The sequence below is a fragment of the Janthinobacterium sp. LS2A genome, assembly GCF_036543145.1.
Classification (GTDB): Bacteria; Pseudomonadota; Gammaproteobacteria; order Burkholderiales; family Burkholderiaceae_D; genus Janthinobacterium; species Janthinobacterium aestuarii.
The window spans coordinates 407,344-425,330 of record NZ_JAZHPB010000003.1; the positions used below are offsets into that span (position 1 = coordinate 407,344).

13 protein-coding genes are annotated in these 17,987 nt (G+C 60.7%); all 13 read right to left on the reverse strand.

Annotated features, from left to right (window positions below):
* Positions 1–280: 280 nt before the first annotated feature.
* The 13 genes from V3C40_RS12065 to V3C40_RS12125 all read right to left on the reverse strand — a co-directional run bounded on the left by V3C40_RS12065 (position 281) and on the right by V3C40_RS12125 (position 17,982).
* A complete protein-coding gene (locus V3C40_RS12065; RefSeq protein WP_331777547.1) occupies positions 281–742 on the reverse strand; it encodes a hypothetical protein in 462 nt (153 codons plus the stop codon).
* Positions 742–1,737, reverse strand: coding sequence for a tRNA dihydrouridine(20/20a) synthase DusA (gene dusA, locus V3C40_RS12070; RefSeq protein WP_331777548.1), 996 nt, complete (start codon positions 1,735–1,737; stop codon positions 742–744). The genes V3C40_RS12065 and dusA overlap by 1 nt, the downstream gene beginning before the upstream one ends.
* A 119-nt stretch (positions 1,738–1,856) precedes the next feature.
* Positions 1,857–3,689, reverse strand: coding sequence for a translational GTPase TypA (typA, locus tag V3C40_RS12075; RefSeq protein WP_034760139.1), 1,833 nt, complete (start codon positions 3,687–3,689; stop codon positions 1,857–1,859).
* Positions 3,690–3,896: 207 nt separating this feature from the next.
* Positions 3,897–4,832 carry a tRNA pseudouridine(55) synthase TruB gene (truB, locus tag V3C40_RS12080; protein ID WP_331777549.1) on the reverse strand — a complete coding sequence of 312 codons (936 nt, stop codon included), beginning with the start codon at positions 4,830–4,832 and terminating at the stop codon, positions 3,897–3,899.
* 2 nt (positions 4,833–4,834) lie between these two features.
* Entirely contained in the window at positions 4,835–5,251 is a 417-nt protein-coding gene (gene rbfA, locus V3C40_RS12085) for a 30S ribosome-binding factor RbfA (RefSeq protein ID WP_034760142.1), read from the reverse strand.
* Positions 5,252–5,365: 114 nt separating this feature from the next.
* On the reverse strand, positions 5,366–8,224 hold the full coding sequence (gene infB, locus V3C40_RS12090) for a translation initiation factor IF-2 (protein ID WP_034760145.1): 2,859 nt from the start codon (positions 8,222–8,224) through the stop codon (positions 5,366–5,368).
* Between the two features lie 46 nt (positions 8,225–8,270).
* Entirely contained in the window at positions 8,271–9,836 is a 1,566-nt protein-coding gene (gene nusA / locus V3C40_RS12095; RefSeq protein WP_034760148.1) for a transcription termination factor NusA, read from the reverse strand.
* Positions 9,833–10,321, reverse strand: a complete 489-nt coding sequence (gene rimP, locus V3C40_RS12100; protein WP_034760462.1) for a ribosome maturation factor RimP — start codon at positions 10,319–10,321, stop codon at positions 9,833–9,835. Before rimP ends, nusA begins: the two co-directional genes overlap by 4 nt.
* A gap of 344 nt (positions 10,322–10,665) precedes the next feature.
* Positions 10,666–12,717: a 23S rRNA pseudouridine(2605) synthase RluB gene (gene rluB, locus V3C40_RS12105; RefSeq protein WP_070303332.1), complete on the reverse strand. Its 2,052-nt coding sequence runs from the start codon at positions 12,715–12,717 to the stop codon at positions 10,666–10,668.
* The gene (gene scpB, locus V3C40_RS12110) at positions 12,710–13,504 is read right to left on the reverse strand and encodes an SMC-Scp complex subunit ScpB (RefSeq protein WP_034760153.1); all 795 of its coding nucleotides are present in this window, start codon (positions 13,502–13,504) and stop codon (positions 12,710–12,712) included. The genes rluB and scpB overlap by 8 nt, the downstream gene beginning before the upstream one ends.
* Before the next feature lie 399 nt (positions 13,505–13,903).
* Entirely contained in the window at positions 13,904–14,923 is a 1,020-nt protein-coding gene (locus tag V3C40_RS12115) for a glucokinase (protein ID WP_219329499.1), read from the reverse strand.
* A gap of 377 nt (positions 14,924–15,300) precedes the next feature.
* Positions 15,301–16,263 carry a VTT domain-containing protein gene (locus V3C40_RS12120; RefSeq protein ID WP_319992367.1) on the reverse strand — a complete coding sequence of 321 codons (963 nt, stop codon included), beginning with the start codon at positions 16,261–16,263 and terminating at the stop codon, positions 15,301–15,303.
* A 27-nt stretch (positions 16,264–16,290) separates the two neighbouring features.
* On the reverse strand, positions 16,291–17,982 hold the full coding sequence (locus V3C40_RS12125) for an ABC transporter ATP-binding protein (protein ID WP_331777550.1): 1,692 nt from the start codon (positions 17,980–17,982) through the stop codon (positions 16,291–16,293).
* Between the last annotated feature and the right edge of the window lie 5 nt (positions 17,983–17,987).

Consider the following 17,987-nt stretch of genomic DNA (forward strand, 5'->3'; position numbering starts at 1 on the left):
TATGAGAAATATTTGTCTATAATCAATTATAGGTGTAAATTTTGCCTCAAAGCAAGCAATATGTACCCGAATAAATGGCTGATTAACTTTCTTCGGGGAAATGGCAACAACGCCGTTTCTTGCCTCTTAGAAATGCCCCACGACAGTGCGGGCATGCGCCGAAACAGCGCATTTACAACACATGGCGTAGCCATATTGCATCGTTTTGGAAGAGGTACTCAGAGGAAGGGGAAGTGCGGACAATACCAGCGCGCAGTGGCACCGGTATAGACAAGTTGACTCAGCTGTCCCAGCTGCAATGCATCACATAGGCGTGGCACTCTGTGCCGAAGACAAAGACGCTCCAGATGGCGCCCAATTGACCGGCCAGGCTGCGCTGGCCAGACGATACCAGTTGATACCAGCGGGGCTCGGCGTCCAGCAGTTCGGCCAGTTCGCGCTCGAAACCGTCATATAAACGGGCGTCGAGCGGCTGGCGGTCCGCCTCGCTCGCCGGATGCAAGCGCTCGAGCAGCCACTGGCGCGGCGTGCACAAGGCGCCGCTGCACACGACCGTTTCGAGCGGCTGCAGGCGCAAGCCGTCGGGCGTCACATCCAGCGCGCGGCACAGGGCATCGAACGATGCCTGCGGCGCGGCGGGCCCCAGATACGTGCAGAGCAAGTCGCTGCCGTCATCCTTGAGCGCGCTGACGGCTTGCAGGTAGCCGTCGATGTGGCGCGCATGGCCGTGGAAATCGTCCATTACGCAGGCAAGGACAAGCGCGCGGCCGCTTCCAGCAGCAGACGCGGGTCGCCCGAGGCCAGCTTCTTCGAATCGGACAGAGTTTGGCGGAAGCCGCGTGCGCCGGGCAGGTTTTGCATCAGGCCCAGCATGTGGCGCGTGACGCTGTTCAGTTTTAATCTCCCCGCTTCTTTTTCGAGCTGTGCGCTGATATACGGAATCATCGCTTCGAGCACCTGTTCGCGCGTTTTGACAGGCGACTCGTCGCCGTAATAGCGCTGGTCGAACTGCGCCATCACGTACGGATTGTGATACGCCTCGCGGCCCAGCATGACGCCGTCCAGGTGCTGCAAATGCAGGTCGATCTCGTCGAGCGTCTTGATGCCGCCATTGATGATGAACTCGAACTGGGGAAAGTCGCGCTTCAAGCGGTAGGCATAGTCATACTTGAGTGGTGGCACTTCGCGGTTTTCCTTCGGGCTCAGGCCTTTCAGGATGGCATTGCGCGCATGCACGATAAACGTCTTGCAGCCGGCGTCGGCCACGGTGCCGACGAAGTCGCGCACGAAGTCGTACGACTCGCTGTCATCGATGCCGATGCGGTGCTTCACCGTGACGTCGATGTCGACCACGTCGCGCATGGCTTTCACGCAGTCGGCCACCAGTTGCGGTTCGGCCATCAGGCAGGCGCCAAACGCGCCCTTTTGCACGCGCTCGGACGGGCAACCGCAGTTCAGGTTGACCTCGTCGTAACCCCACTGCTGGCCTAGCTTGGCACTGGTGGCCAGGTCCTTCGGATCGCTGCCGCCCAGCTGCAGTGCGACCGGATGCTCTTCCTCGTTGAAGCGCAAATGGCGCTCCACGTCGCCGTACACAAGCGCACCCGTCGTCACCATCTCGGTGTAGAGCCAGGTATGGCGCGTGATTTCGCGGTGGAACTTGCGGCAATGGCGGTCGGTCCAGTCCATCATCGGGGCGACGGACAGGCGGCGGGAAGGCAAAGAAGTGGAAGTCATGGTGTCTACAAAAAACAGGAGCTGCAAATGACAAACCCGCTGCGCGCCTCACCGGTGAAGGAAAGGCGGAGCAACGGGCTTGAGCGCGGCATGGCCCGCAGGCCATGCTCTACAACAGATTACGAATCACGCGACGCTTTTTTACGCTCGTGCTCTTTCAGGAAGCGCTTGCGCAGACGGATCGATTTAGGCGTGATTTCCACCAGTTCGTCGTCCTCGATGAATTCGACTGCGTATTCCAGCGACATCTGGATTGGCGGTACCAGGCGCACCGCTTCGTCGGTACCCGACGAACGCACGTTGGTCAGCTGCTTGCCCTTGATCGGGTTGACGACCAGGTCGTTGTCGCGCGAGTGGATACCGATGACCATGCCTTCGTAGACTGGGTCATTGTGCGACACGAACATGCGGCCGCGGTCTTGCAGTTTCCAGATAGCGTAGGCAACAGCAGCACCGTCATCTTGCGAGATCAGCACGCCGTTACGACGGCCGGCCATTTCGCCACGGGTGTTGTCGACTGGCGCGTATTCATGGAATACGTGGCTCATCAGGCCGGTGCCGCGGGTCAGGGTCATGAATTCGCCCTGGAAGCCGATCAGGCCACGCGCCGGGATCAGGTACTCGAGACGCACGCGGCCCTTGCCATCCGATTCCATGTTTTGCAGGTCGCCGCGACGACGGCCCAGTTCTTCCATGACGCCGCCCTGGTTGACTTCTTCAACGTCAACGGACAGGTTTTCAAACGGCTCGTGGCGCACGCCATCGACCATTTTGAAGACCACGCGTGGACGCGATACGGCCAGCTCGAAGCCTTCGCGGCGCATGTTTTCGATCAGAATCGTCAGGTGCAGCTCGCCGCGGCCCGATACTTCGAAGATCGTGTCGTCATCGGTTGGTGCCACGCGCAGAGCAACGTTGGCTTTCAATTCTTTTTCCAGACGGTCACGCAGTTGACGCGAGGTAACGAACTTGCCTTCGCGGCCAGCCAGTGGCGAGTTGTTGACCATGAAGTTCATGGTCAGGGTCGGCTCGTCGACGGTCAGCATCGGCAGCGCTTCAGGCGTGTCCAGTGCGCACAGGGTCGAACCGATGCCGATTTCGTCGATACCGTTGATCAGGCAGATGTCGCCGGCGACGGCTTCATCAACCAGCACGCGCTCCAGGCCCTTGAAGTTCAACACCTGGTTGATGCGGCCTTTGATCGGGGTCGCGCCTGGGCCATTGATGACCAGCACGTCCTGGCCGACTTTGACGGTACCGCGGTTGACGCGGCCAATGCCGATCTTGCCGACGTACGACGAGTAGTCCAGCGAGGTGATCTGCATTTGCAGCGGGCCTTCAGGATTGTCGTCGCGTACTGGAACGTGTTCCAGGATGGCATCGAACATCGGCTTCATGTCGCCGCCGCGCACGTCTTCGGTCAGACCGGCATAGCCGTTCAAGCCCGATGCGTAAATGATAGGGAAATCCAGTTGTTCGTCGGTAGCGCCCAGCTTGTCGAACAGTTCGAACGTCTGGTTGATCGCCCAGTCCGGACGTGCGCCTGGACGGTCGATCTTGTTGACGATAACGATAGGCTTCAGACCCAGTGCCAGCGCTTTGCGCGTGACGAAACGGGTTTGCGGCATCGGGCCTTCCTGTGCATCGATCAGCAGCAGAACCGAGTCCACCATCGACAGAACACGTTCCACTTCGCCGCCGAAGTCGGCGTGGCCTGGGGTGTCGACGATGTTGATGTGGGTGCCTTCGTACTCAACGGCGCAGTTCTTCGACAGAATCGTAATGCCGCGCTCCTTTTCCAGGTCGTTCGAGTCCATGACTCGGGTGTCGACCGCTTGGTTTTCACGGAAGGTGCCGGACTGGCGCAGCAGCTGATCCACCAGCGTGGTTTTGCCGTGGTCAACGTGGGCGATAATGGCGATATTACGAATTGCGCGTTTTGTATTTGACATGGTCGTAGTAGTTACTGAAAAACTGCGGAGTGCGTACAAGGTGTACGAGATACCCGAATGCTAATCTATTTCCGGAACCGCGTAGTATAGCATGTTGCGTTGCAACGCTATCTAAAAATGCTGGCGGCTCTTGCAGTCGGGGACGATTTGTTTAAAAAAGCGACACTGGTTGAAGAGTGTCGCTGGGTAATGTGACGTTGCTGTGACTTATTGGTGCGCCGTGGCAATGAGACGTTCCGGCGCCAGGATGCTGTATTCCTGCAACTGGCCCGTGCCCAGCAGCTTGCTGTCGTGATACACGCGCACCCTGCCCGGCTCGGCTGGCACGGCAACGTCTTCCTTGCCCAGCGCGATGCGCTGGCCATGCAGGAAGCGCTTGGCCAATTCTTCCGTCAGCTGGACGGCCGGGAAACTCGACAGCAAGGCATCGACGGGAGCCAGCAGGCTCAACGGCGCGGCATGCGCCGTCAACTCATCCAGGGTAACGACGCCGTCAAGCGTCAGATTGCCCACCTGCGTGCGGCGCAAGGCGTTCAGATGGCCGCCGCAACCGAGGGCATGGCCGATGTCTTCACCCAGCACGCGGATATACGTGCCCTTGCTGCACATCACGGACAATTTCAGGAACGGGGCTTCATAGCCGAGGAACTCGAGCTTGTGGATGATCACCGGGCGCGCTTCGCGCTCCAGGGTGATGCCTGCCCTTGCATACTCATATAAGGGCTTGCCGTCCCGTTTCAAGGCCGAGTACATGGGCGGCGTCTGCAGGATGGGTCCGCGGAACTGCGCCAGCACGGCTTCGATCTGCTCTTCGGTGACGTTGACGTCGCGCGTTTCCAGCACGTCGCCTTCCGTATCGCCCGTATCCGTCGTCTGCCCCAGGTGCACCAGGGTTTCGTAGGTTTTGTCGGCTTCCAGCAAGTCCTGCGAGAACTTGGTCGCCTCGCCAAAGCACAGCGGCAGCAAGCCCGTGGCGAACGGATCCAGCGTGCCCGTATGGCCCGCCTTCTTTGCGTTCAAGACGCGCTTGGCCTTGATCAGGGCGTCATTGCTGGACCAGCCGACAGGCTTATCCAGCAGCAAGACGCCATCGACCAGGTCGCGCACCCGCTTGATGCCGGGCGGTTTCTTCGGACCCGCCACTGTTATTGCTCGTCCGCTTCTGGTTTGGCATCCGGCTCGGCGTCGGCCGCGCGCGTGGCGTTGGCCTTGTCGATCAGCAGCGACATTTCCATGCCGCGCGAGGTCGAGCTGTCGTGCACGAAATGCAGCATCGGCAGGGTGTGGATGTGCAGGCGCTTGCCCAGCAAGCCACGGATGAAGCCGGACGCGGCCATCAGGCCTTCGGTGGTGTTCTTGATGGCTTCCTTGCTGTCTTTCAACATCGTGAAAAACACCTTGGCGTGCGCGTAATCGGGCGTGATCTGCACTTCGGTGATGGTGATCATCGTGCCGACGCGCGGATCCTTCAATTCGTAGGCGACGATTTCAGCCAGATCGCGCTGGATCTGGTCGGCCACGCGCAAGCCGCGCGCTGGCATGGTTTTGCTATGTTTAGCCATGATTTTATGCTGTCCTAAGTGCCGCAGGGCGCATGGGTCAAACGGTTGCCCGTTGACCAATGCGCCCCACGTGTTTGCGCGGACATCACTATGTCCGCGCCATTACTTCTGTGATTACAGGGTACGAGCGATTTCCTGGACTTCGAACACTTCCAGCGTGTCGCCAACCTGAATGTCGTTGTAGTTCTTCAGCGACAGGCCGCACTCCAGACCGGCGCGAACTTCTTTCGCATCGTCCTTGAAGCGTTTCAGGGAGTCGATCTCGCCGCTCCACACCACGATGTTGTTGCGCAACAGGCGGACGGAAGAAGCACGCTTGACCACGCCATCGGTGACCAGGCAACCGGCAATCGCGCCGACTTTCGAGACCAGGATAACCTGGCGGATCTCGACTTGGCCGATAACGGTTTCGCGTTTCTCTGGTGCCAACATGCCCGACAACGCCGATTTGATCTCGTCGATCGCATCGTAAATGATGTTGTAGTAGCGAATGTCCACGCCATTCGACTCGGCCAGCTTGCGTGCCTGGGCATCAGCACGGGCGTTAAAGCCGATGATGACCGCTTTCGAGGCGACTGCCAGGTTGACGTCCGATTCCGTGATGCCGCCGACGGCCGCGTGCACCACTTGTACGCGCACTTCGGAGGTCGACAGTTTCTGCAACGAGCCAACCAGCGCTTCTTGCGAACCTTGCACGTCGGTTTTGATGATCAATGGCAAGTTTTTCACTTCGCCTTCGGCCATCTGGTCGAACATGTTTTCCAGTTTCGCAGCTTGCTGTTTCGCCAGTTTCACGTCGCGGAACTTGCCTTGACGGAACAGACCGATTTCACGCGCTTTGCGCTCGTCAGCCATGACGACGACTTCTTCACCGGCAACCGGCACTTCCGTCAGACCCTGGATTTCGACCGGAATCGAAGGACCCGCTTCAGCGATCGACTTGCCGTTCTCGTCCAGCATGGCGCGAACACGGCCATACGAAGAGCCAGCCAGAATCACGTCGCCGCGTTTCAACGTACCGGACTGCACCAGGATCGTCGCGACAGGACCACGGCCCTTGTCCAGACGCGCCTCGACTACCAGGCCGCGCGCAGGCGCATCGACCGGTGCCGTCAGTTCCAGCACTTCGGCTTGCAACAGCACTTGTTCCAGCAGGTCGTCGATACCTTGACCCGTTTTCGCCGACACCGGCACGAATGGCGATTCGCCACCGTATTCTTCCGGTACGACTTGTTCTGCGACCAGTTCCTGCGTCACGCGGTCAACGTTGCCGCCTGGTTTGTCGACCTTGTTGATCGCCACCACCAGCGGTACGCCGGCTGCTTTCGCATGGGCAATCGCTTCTTTCGTTTGCGGCATCACGCCATCGTCGGCGGCAACCACCAGAATGACGATGTCGGTTGCCTTGGCGCCACGGGCACGCATCGCGGTAAACGCTTCGTGGCCCGGGGTGTCGAGGAAGGTGATCATGCCGCGTGGCGTATCGACGTGGTAGGCGCCGATATGCTGCGTAATGCCGCCCGCTTCGCCGGAAGCAACCTTGGCGCGACGGATGTAATCGAGCAGCGAGGTCTTGCCATGGTCGACGTGACCCATGACGGTGACCACCGGTGCGCGTGGCTTGGTTTCGAAGTGCGCGTGTTCGCCCACATCGGCCAGCAGCGCTTCCGGATCGTCCAGTTCGGCGGCGAACGCCTTGTGGCCCATTTCTTCCACCAGAATCATGGCGGTTTCCTGGTCCAGCACCTGGTTGATCGTGCACATCTGGCCCAATTTCATCAAATGCTTGATGACTTCGGATGCCTTGACGGACATCTTGTGTGCCAGTTCGGCCACGGTGATCGTTTCCGGTACGTGCACGTCCTTGACGACGGCTTCCGTAGGAGCCTGGAAGTTCGATTCACGGTCGTCATGGTGCGTCGGGCGACGGCCCTTCGCGCCACCGCGCCAGCTGTCACGGCCGCCTGGGCCGCTATTGCCGCGTGGTTTCGGACCACCGGTGGTGCCGCGTTTTTTCGCGTCATCGGACCAGGTGGACGACACATTGGCCGACTTGATCGATTTTTTGTCTGCAACAGCAGGCTTCTTGTCGCCCGGCTTGTCGCCAGGTTTCTTGTCAGCAGGCTTGTGCAGGGTGCCTTCCGGCGCCTTCGGCTTGACGGGAACCGGTACGGGTTCCGGTGCCTTGATGGCGCGGCGTGGCGCGTTCATCATGGCCTTGATCTGGGCAACTTCGTCGGCAACGGCCTTGCGTGCACGCTCGGTGGCTTCCGCTTTGTCAGCGGCTTCCTTGGCGGCAACAGCAGCGGCAGCCGCTTTCTTCTTCGCTTCTTCAGCGGCAGCAGCTTTTTTCGCTTCGGCGGCGGCGTCGTCAACGACAGGCGCAGCGGCGCTGGCGGCAGGCGCGGCGGCAGCCTTGGCAGCGGCTTTCTTCGCTTCTGCTTCAGCTTCTTTCTTCGCAGCCAATTCAGCCTGTTGCGTGGCTTTCGCCTGGGCTTCTTTTTCCGCGTCGAGCTTGGCCAGACGTTCTTGCTTTTCGCGCAGATCGGCTTCCTGGCGGGCGATCAGTTCAGCCTGTTTACGGGCTTCTTCTTCACGGCGCGCCACGTCGGCGGGATCGATCACCGGTGCGGCAGGCGCGACCGGTTCTGCCGCGACCGGCGCAGCTTCGTCACGCTGGACGAAAGTGCGTTTCTTGCGCACTTCCACCTGGATGGTGCGCGATTTGCCGGTGGCGTCAGCTTGCTTGATTTCAGTCGTTTCCTTGCGGGTCACGGTGATTTTTTTCTTTTCTGTGTCAGCCGCTGCGCCGTGTGTGCGGCGCAGATGATCCAAAAGCTTGTCCTTATCATCTTTCGACAATGGATCTGACGTCGAACTTTTCTCGACGCCGGCAGAACGCAGCTGCGTCAGCAGCAAATCTGCAGGCATCTTCAGTTCGGTGGCAAATTGGGCTACGTTGTTACTCGCCATTCAGTCCTCTTTTCTATGTGTCGCGGAGATGATAAAGATACTCAAATTAAGCCTTTGCGGATTCGGCCAGACTCCATGCCTTGGCTTGCAACGCCTTGGCACGATCGTCGTATTTCGAGTCAACCAACTTCATCTCATCGTCGGTCACATCTTTAAATTCACTTGTAATCAGTTCACGCGCACGGTCCGCAGACAAGGCCAGGATTGCGCCAAATTCGTCGTATGCCAGTGCTGCAAATGCTTCAACGGTCTTGATACCAGCCAGACCCAGCTTGCCGGCGGTAATGCGGTCCATGCCTTCCAGACCCACCAACGCCTCGTCCATGCCTTCCAGACCCTCTTCCGAAGCAATCGCTTCGGTCACGAGCGCATCACGCGCACGGGTACGGAGTTCATTGACGGTATCTTCGTCAAACGATTCGATTTCCAGCATTTCGGAAATTGGCACGTAAGCGATTTCTTCCAGACTGGCGAAACCTTCTTCCACCAGAATATCGGCCACTTCCTGGTCGACATCGAGCTTTTCCATGAACAGGATGCGCACGGCAGCCGTTTCCTGGGCAGCTTTGTCAGCCGATTCTTCGGCCGTCATGATGTTGATCTTCCAGCCGGTCAGGTCCGAGGCCAGGCGCACGTTCTGGCCGGAACGGCCGATCGCGATTGCCAGGTTTTCTTCGTCCACAACGACATCCATCGCGTGTTTTTCTTCATCGACCATGATCGACGACACGTTCGCCGGCGCCAGGGCGCCGATGACGAACTGCGCCGGATCTTCCGACCACAGCACGATGTCGACACGTTCGCCACCGAGTTCGCCGGTCACGGCCTGCACGCGCGAACCGCGCATGCCGACGCAAGTACCGATCGGGTCGATGCGCTTGTCGGCCGTGTAGACGGCGATCTTGGCGCGGACGCCGGCATCGCGGGCTGCGGATTTGATTTCCAGCATGCCTTGCTCGATTTCCGGCACTTCCAGTTCGAACAGCTTCATGATGAATTCCGGCGCGGTGCGCGACAGAATCACTTGCGGGCCGCGCATGTTGCGGTCGATACGCAAGATGAAGGCACGCACACGGTCGCCGATACGCAGATTCTCTTTCGGGATCATCTGGTCGCGTGGCAGACGCGCTTCGATCTTGCCCGATTCGACGATGGCGTCGCCGCGTTCCATGCGCTTGATGGTGCCGGTGACGAGCGAATCGCCGCGTTCCAGGAAGTCGACCAGGATCTGTTCGCGTTCGGCGTCACGTACGCGCTGCAGGACGACCTGTTTGGTATCCTGGGCGAAACGGCGGCCGAATTCGACGGATTCGATCGGTTCTTCGATATGGTCATCGACTTCGATATCGGCGATCTGTTCTTTTGCCTCGAAATGCAGGATCTCCTGATCCGGCAATTGCAGGCCCGCTTCATCGGGCACGACGTGCCAGCGGCGGAACGATTCGAATTCGCCCGTTTCGCGGTCGATCGAAACGCGGATGTCTACCTCACCCTCATACCGTTTCTTCGTGGCTTGCGCCAACGCGAATTCGAGGGCGCCGAAGACGACATCTTTATCGACGTTTTTTTCGCGCGCCAGCGCGTCAACCAATAATAAAACTTCGCGGCTCATGCTTTGCGTCCCTTAAAAACCACCTGCGGCACCAAGCGTGCCTTATCCACATCGGCGAGCGTAAACTCCAACATCGCCGGACCATCCTTACCTTCAAATTCCAACGACAATTTATCGCCCACGGGTTCTTGCAGAATCCCCTGGAACGATTTCCGGTTGTTCGTACCCGGCATCGCCACAGTCAGCTTGACGATGATTTCCTGGCCTGCGAAACGGACGAAGTCTTCCAGCTTGCGCACCGGACGATCGAGACCCGGGGAAGAAATCTCGAGACGCTCGTAAGGAACGTTCTCTACCGTCAACACATGCGATAACTGGTGACTCACCGTGGCACAGTCTTCGACCGTGATCGGACCTTTTTCAGCGGCATCGGCGGCGCTGAAATCAATAAAGACGCGCAGCAGCCCGCGCTCGGCACGTTCGACATCAACGAGCTCATAGCCCAGACCTGTAACTGTCTTTTCAATTAATCCCAACTGCTGCAAAAAATTCTCCAGAAATAAGGCCCGTTTTCGGCATGACAGCGCCGCAATGAGCGCCGACACCATGCAAAAACACGCATTCAAGTCATATATGGCCCCTTGCGGAGCCATTACAAACGGTTCAACAAAAAAAAAATGGGCATCTGCCCATCTTCTTGTATTTCCCCAACCAGATGAAAGCACTCCCCACCAAACAACCCTGCGGAGAACTTTTATTAGGCTGCAGATTATAACCTCTTATTAACTTCGCCGCAATGCCGCACACGAGGAGCGGCCCGGCTTACAACAGTTACAAGAGCGCGCACCCGCGGCAGATCGGCGGGCGCGCAAGAAGAAACTCTTCCCGATTAACCTTTGCTGCGGCGGCGCGGCATGCCATCCATGCCGCCACGCGGCTGGCCACCGGAACGCGCTTGCCCGCCGGCGCCACCACCCGTATTGCGGCGCGGACCCGTGTTGGCGAAGCCGAATGCCGTTTGCAGCGGATCGGGCTGGCGCGGACCGCGCTGCGGCGCGCGGCCTTCGCCGCCACCGGCCGGACGGCCTTGACCCTGGCCTGCCGCACGCGGCGGACGGCCCTGGCCTTGCGGCGCGCCTTCGAACGAGGCCGACGAACGGGGCTGGCCGCCCTGGAACGGGCCTTGCGGCTGGCCACGGCCAGGACCACGGGCTTCGCCTGGACGACCGGCGCCGCCTGGACGACCCTGGCCTTGCGGACGGGCGAACTGGCCTTGCGGCTGGCCACGGCGCGGCGCGACCGGGAACGGATCGGCGTTGCGGTTGCTCACATCGATGCGGTTGCCATTCGGCTCGTCATCGCGGCTCGCCTTGCGCGCTTCGCGGCCCTTGGCGGCGCCAGCGGCACGGGGGTCGCCCGATGCCGGCATTTTCTTTTCGATGCCGTAGGCGGTCAACAGATCGCGCACGGTGTTTTCATCCATCTCTTCCCAGCGGCCGCGTTTCAGGCCGCTCGGCAGGGTCATGGCGCCGTAGCGGGTACGGATCAGGCGCGACACGGTCAGGCCGATCGCTTCGAACATGCGGCGCACTTCGCGGTTACGGCCTTCGCCGATCACCACGCGGTACCACTTGTTGATGCCTTCGCCGCCGCCATCGGCGATCTTCGAGAACTGCGCCAGGCCGTCTTCCAGCTCGACGCCGGCCAGCAGCTTCTGGCGCATGCCCTCTTCCAGCTCGCCCAGGGTACGCACGGCGTACTCGCGGTCGATGCCGTAGCGCGGGTGCATCAGACGGTTGGCCAGGTCACCGGAGGTGGTAAACAGCAGCAAGCCTTCCGTGTTGAAGTCGAGGCGGCCAACGGCCAGCCACTTGCCCGCCTTCATGGTCGGCAGGCGGTCGAACACGGATGGACGGCCGTCCGGGTCGTTGTGGCTGACGATTTCGCCGGCCGGCTTGTGGTAGACCAACACGCGCGGCGGCTTCTTGCTGACGCGGCGCTGGATCAACTTGCCGTTGATACGCACGTGGTCGCTCGGCAGGATGCGCTGGCCGATGTGGGCCGGCTCGCCATTGACGGACACGCGGCCCGAAATGATCAGGTCTTCCATGTCGCGGCGCGAACCGAGACCGGCTTCGGCCAGCACCTTGTGCAGCTTCGGCGCGTCGTCGTCGGACGTCAGGTCGCGGCGCACGGCCACTTTCTGTACGCGGCCCGTGCCGCCCTCTTCGCTGTCGAACGCGTCGGAGGTAACGAACGAGAAGACAGCGTCAGCGTCGCTGAGCTTGCCTGGCGCAGCCTGGCGGCCCTTGCCCTTTTTACGGCTCTTGCCGGCATTCTTGCCGGCGCCCGGCACGTCGTTGCGCGGACCGCGCGGCAGGCGCGGACCGGACACGAGGTTGCCTTCGGCATCGAACACATCGGCGACAGGCGCGGCGGCCTGCTCTGCGACAGGCGCGGCGTCGGCTGCCTGCGGCGCTTCGGCGCGTGGCGGCTGGCGCAGTGCGCGTTCCGCCTGCACGCCACGCATCTGGCGCGGACCACGGGTCGGGCGTGCTTCGGCCGGCTTGTCAGCAACGGCTTCGGGCGCCGTTTCAGCGACGGCGGCAGCAGCCTTGGCGGCAGCGCGGGCGCGCGGCGGACGCGGTGCAGGGGCGGCAACGGCTTCGGCAGCCGCTTCGGCGGCATCGGCCACGGCCTTCAAGGCTGGCTTCGCGCGGGTTTTCTTGGCGGCTGGCGCAGCTTCTGCTTCAGCAGCGACGGGCGCATCGGCGGCCACGTCGGCTTTCGTGCGGCGCTTCGGCTTGGCAGCGGCGGTGTCGCCTGCAGCAACGGCAGCGGCCGTATCAGCTTCGATCTGGGCCTTGGTGCGGCGCTTGGGCTTGGCAACGATGGCTTCGTCGCTGGCGGTAACTGTCTCGGGTGTGTTCGGATTATTCATTCTTCGTTTCTTGGCTGTGCTGACCTGGCGCAGCGTCAACCGTTAGTTCTGGCGCAGGGTCGTGAGTGTAGGCTTCGTCCGTGGGCGAAGCATCGGGGCCGGCATCAAGGCTTGCTGTCACATCTACATCTGTCACAGCCGTATTGCTACCTGCACCAAGCTGGGGGACAAGCTCATTGCTTGCCTTGTCAAAATTTTCCTGCAGGGCCGCTTCCAGGGCTTCGAGCCCATTGCCCTGCATCTCGCTGATTTGCTGCAAAGGCGGCAGCTGGGACAGCGATTGCAAACCCAGGTCATCCAAAAATTGCTTGGTGGTGGCCAGCAAGGCCGGCCGTCCCACCACGTCACGGTAGCCGATGGCATCGACCCAGCCACGGTCTTCCAGCATCTTGATCGTCTGCGAATTGACGGCAACGCCGCGAATTTCCTCGATATCGCCGCGCGTCACCGGCTGGCGGTAGGCGATGATGGCGAGGGTTTCCAAGGTTGCCCGTGAATACTTGGGCGGCCGCTCGGGCGTCAAACGGTCGAGATACATCTTCATTTCCGGGCGGCTTTGAAAGCGCCAGCCCGATGCGAGACTGACGATCTCGATGCCGCGCCCTTCCCATTCATCGCGCAACTCTTCCAGCAACTGCTTGATCGTATCGGCGCCAACGCCGACACCGCGCACGCGACCATTCTCGTCCGCATCGACGAACAGCTTCTTCAAGCTGTGGATCGTCAGCGATTCACGAGCGCACAGCAACGCGGTTTCGAGGACTTTTTTAGCCTCAATTGTATTCATAGCAATTCTGTGCGGATGTGTGTTGCAATTCGTATGCAGAGAAAGAAATCAAAAACGTTCATTTCAACGTAACAGATGGCAGACATCGATGATGACGCCGTGCTGGGTTACTAGTTGAGGCTGTTTTTCCGACGCCTTGGCCGATGCGCGCAAAGCGGGACTAAAGCGGATGCAGTGAAAGTCCTGCCATCCATGGTGCTGGCCTTAAATAACCAGCAATGAAACGAACTCCGGAGCAGCTGCTTTTCCCGTGGCGGCGAACCAGCCAGACAGGAGAGCGACAGTCGTCGTTTCATCCAACGATGCCAATTGTACCTGATAAAAAGCGGAAAAGCGCAAAACCGGGCAAAACACGCGTTTTACCCGGCCCTGGCGCGACACATCGCCCGCTTGCCCGCGTCACAGGGAGGCGAGTTTCTCCGAGAGAATGGCCGATGCGCCCAGGAAAGCTGGGTACTGCGCCGTGATGACGAAGGTCGGCACTTGCGAGACGTAATTGGCGAAGCGGCCCTTGCGCTCGAAGCGGGCGCGGAAACCGGAGCGGTCGAAACGCGCGCCCAGGCGTGGCACGATGCCGCCGCCGATATAGATACCGCCCAGCGCGCCCAGGGTGACGGCGACGTTGCCCGCCACGGTGCCGAGCATGCAGCAGAACGCTTCGATGACGTCGTCGCACAGCTGCGATTCACCGGCCAGCGCGCGGCGCGTGATTTCCGCCGCCGTCAAGTCTTCGGCCGGCACGCCCGCGCGGTCGGCCAGGGCACGGTAGATCAGTTCCAGGCCATCGCCGGAAATCAAGCGTTCGGCCGAGACGTGCTCGTATTCGCGCCAGGCGAATTGCAGGATGCTCACTTCCACTTCGTTGAACGGCGCAAAGCTGACGTGGCCGCCTTCGCTTTGCAGGGCGATCCAGCCGCCGTGCGACGGAATCAGGCCAGACACGCCCAGGCCCGTGCCGGCGCCGATCAGGCCGATGGCCGTGTTCGGACGGGCCGTGCCCGCGCCCACCTGGTGCTTTTGCTCGCTCGACAGTTGCGGCAAGGAGCGCGCCAGCGCCGTGAAATCGTTGACCACGTCCAGGGTCGTGAAACCGCACTCTTCGCGCATGGCGCGGATCGAGAACGACCAGTGGTGGTTCGTCATGCTGAGGAAATCGCCGTCGACCGGGTTGGCGATGGCGATCACGGCATGGCGCACGGCTTGCCCGCCAGCGGCAGCGATGTGCGGCAAGGCCAGGTAGGCTTGCAGGGCGGCGGACAGGCTAGGGTAATCGGCACAGGGCAATACTTCCACCAGGGTGATGTGGCCAGCGGCCACTTCCAGGGCGAAACGGGCATTGGTGCCGCCCACGTCGGCCAGCAGGCGCGGTCCATCGGCGAAGGCGGAAGTCGGCAGTACGGGAGAAGACGAAGCGCTCATGATTTTAAATGATGAAGTGGGACGCATGGGACGCCAAGCTTAAAGGATGAATGCGCCCGGAGGCAAGCGAAGTTTGTAGTTTAAGTACATCAAAACAAGCCTTTATTGGTAGTTCCACTCCAAATGCAACAGGCAACGCCAAAATTGCTTAGAAACAATGATTTATAGTAAGTGCTTGCACTCATCAGGCGCACGAAAAGCATGCTGCACAGCAGCAGGAGCCGCCTTGAAAACACAGTATGCCGGAGTTTGCGCAAAGCCGCTTTGTACGCGGCGGCGCGGGTGCGGCGCCGCCGTCCTGACGCTGCCGCAAAGCGGTTTTCGTATTATTACTACCGGTTTTTGACTGCCCGCCTGGCGAGCAGGAAGCAGCGCAATCAGGAGGGCAAGCCTTCGCCCAGCAGGCTGGCGGGCGCCGGCTGGTCCGAGCGGTAGGCGGCATTCCAGGCGTCCAGGCCGCCATGCAGAGGCTTGGCGCGGTGAAAGCCGTGCTGGTGCAGCAGTTTGGCCACTTGCGCGGCCGTCACGTCGTTGGGACAGCTGCAATACACGATGATGTGGCGGTCCTTGTCCATGGCGATCATGGCGGGCACCGGCTCCTTGCCATTGAAGAACAAGGCGCCCGGTACGGCCGGTTCCAGCGCCTGGGCCGTGGCACTGCGCGCATCGACCATCAGCGGCTCCTCGCCCTGCTCTATGAGTTCGAGCAATTCATCGATGCCGATGCGCTCGATCTGCAAGGCCTGGCGGAAACGCCGGCGTTCGAGGAATTTGTACAGCAGGAACAAGCCCAGCAAGGTGGCCAGCATCAGCAAGGCCGTGCTGCCCATGGTGCTGAGCAAGTCGAGCACCTGCTGCACGCTGGAATGGAAAATCACGCCGACGACGATGCCCGTACCGCTCCACAGCAAGGCGCCCAGGCCCGCGTACAGGAAGAACAGGCCAGGCGGCGTGCCCAGCGCGCCCGACATGGGCGCGGCGACGGTATTGAAGCCCGGCACGAACTTGGAGACGATCAGCGCTTTCGGGCCCCAGCGCTTGAATTTGTCTTCCGTCTGGCTGACGCAGTAATCGGGCGACAGCGAGATACGGCACAGCAGCCGCAGGATGCGCTTGCCAAAATGGCGGCCCGCGCGGAACCACGTGAAGTCACTGATCAGGCAGGCACTCAACGCGGCGGCCAGCACCAGCGCCCCATTCATGTCGCCATCGACAGCCAGCGCCCCCGCCACCACGAGGATGGGAAAAGCGGGAATCGGCAGGCCGAGCTGCTCCACCAGCACGATGCCAAAGACTATCAGGACACCGTAATGTTCGAGCAGGTAAATGAGGTTGGGCATGGTCGCTATCTTACCGTAAAAGCGTGTTTAGATTTGCACGCCCTTCGGTATGGCGCTCAATAAGGTACGCGTGTACGGATGCACGGGATTGCGGTACAGTTCATCCGAATCGGCCAGCTCCACCACTTGCCCCTTGTGCATCACCATCACCTGGTCGGCGATGTATTTCACCACCGATAAGTCGTGCGAAATGAAGATGTAGGACAGGCCGAATTCATCCTGCAAGTCCTGCAACAGATTGAGCACCTGCGCCTGCACCGACACGTCCAGCGCCGACACGGATTCGTCGCAGACGAGGATTTCCGGCTGCATGGTCAGGCAGCGGGCAATGGCGATGCGCTGGCGTTGGCCACCCGAGAACTCGTGTGGATAGCGGTGGAAGGCCTGTTCCGGCAAGCCGACCTTATCGAGCAGCCAGTAGGCCTTGGCGATGCGTTCCTTGTCATCGGCGCCGATGCTGTGGATGCGCATCGGCTCGAGCAATATCTGTCCGACGGTAAACCTGGGATTCAAGGACGCATACGGATTCTGGAAGATGATCTGGATGCGGCGTTTATACGGCAAATACTCCTTGTTCGGCATGGCAATCAGGTCCTTGCCGTGGAACATGGCCGTGCCGCCCGTCGCCTGGTGCAGGCGCAACAAGGTCAGGCCCACCGTCGTCTTGCCGGAGCCGGATTCGCCCACCACGCCCAGGGTCTTGCCGCGCGGCAAAGTGAACGACACATCCTTGACGGCCTGGAACTCGCGTTTGCCGAACAGGCCTTCGCGCGTATAAAAACTTTTGCTCAGGTTATTTACCACCAGCACCGGTTCGTCACCGGGCGTGTAGCCGCGCGTGCGCTGCTTCACCTCGACACCGGGACCGGCCTTGCCTTCCATGTAATCGGCAATCACGGGCAGGCGCCACGGGCGCTCATCGAGCGAGGGGCGGCAATGCAGCAGGGCCTTGGTATAACTGTCTTGCGGCGCTTCGAATACCTGGCGCACCTCGCCCGTTTCGCGCACTTCGCCATGGCGCATGACGATCACCTGGTCGGCGATCTCCCCCACCAGGCCCAGGTCGTGGGTAATGAACAGCACGGACATCTGATGTTTCTTTTGCAGCGCCGCGATCAAGTCCATGATCTGCTTCTGGATCGTCACGTCCAGCGCCGTCGTCGGTTCGTCCGCGATCAAGAGTTTCGGTTCGCAGGCGATCGCCATGGCGATCATCACGCGCTGCTGCTGGCCACCCGACATCTGGCTCGGGTAGGCGTCGATCTTCGTGGCCGGGTCGGGAATGCCTACTTCCTCGAGCAGCGCCAGCGTACGCGCCCGCGCCTGCTTGCGGTTCATGCCCATGTGCTGGCGCAATACTTCCGCGATCTGGAAACCGACGGTGAACACAGGGTTCAGCGACGACATCGGCTCCTGGAAGATCATCGAGATATCCTTGCCGCACATGGTGCGCCGCTCGGCGATCGACAGGTCCAGCAAATTGCGCCCGCCAAAATGGATGCTCGAGGCGGGATCGATGATGGTGTTATCCGGCGGCAGCAAGCCCATCACGGCCAGCGAGCTGACGGACTTGCCGCTGCCCGATTCGCCCACCAGCGCGACGGTGCTGTTGCGCGGCACGTTGAACGAGATGCCCTTGACGGCTTCGAACGTGGTCTTCTTGTCCAGGCGGAAGGTGACGCGCAGATCGCGCACTTCCAACAGGTTATTCTGGTCCATGAGCA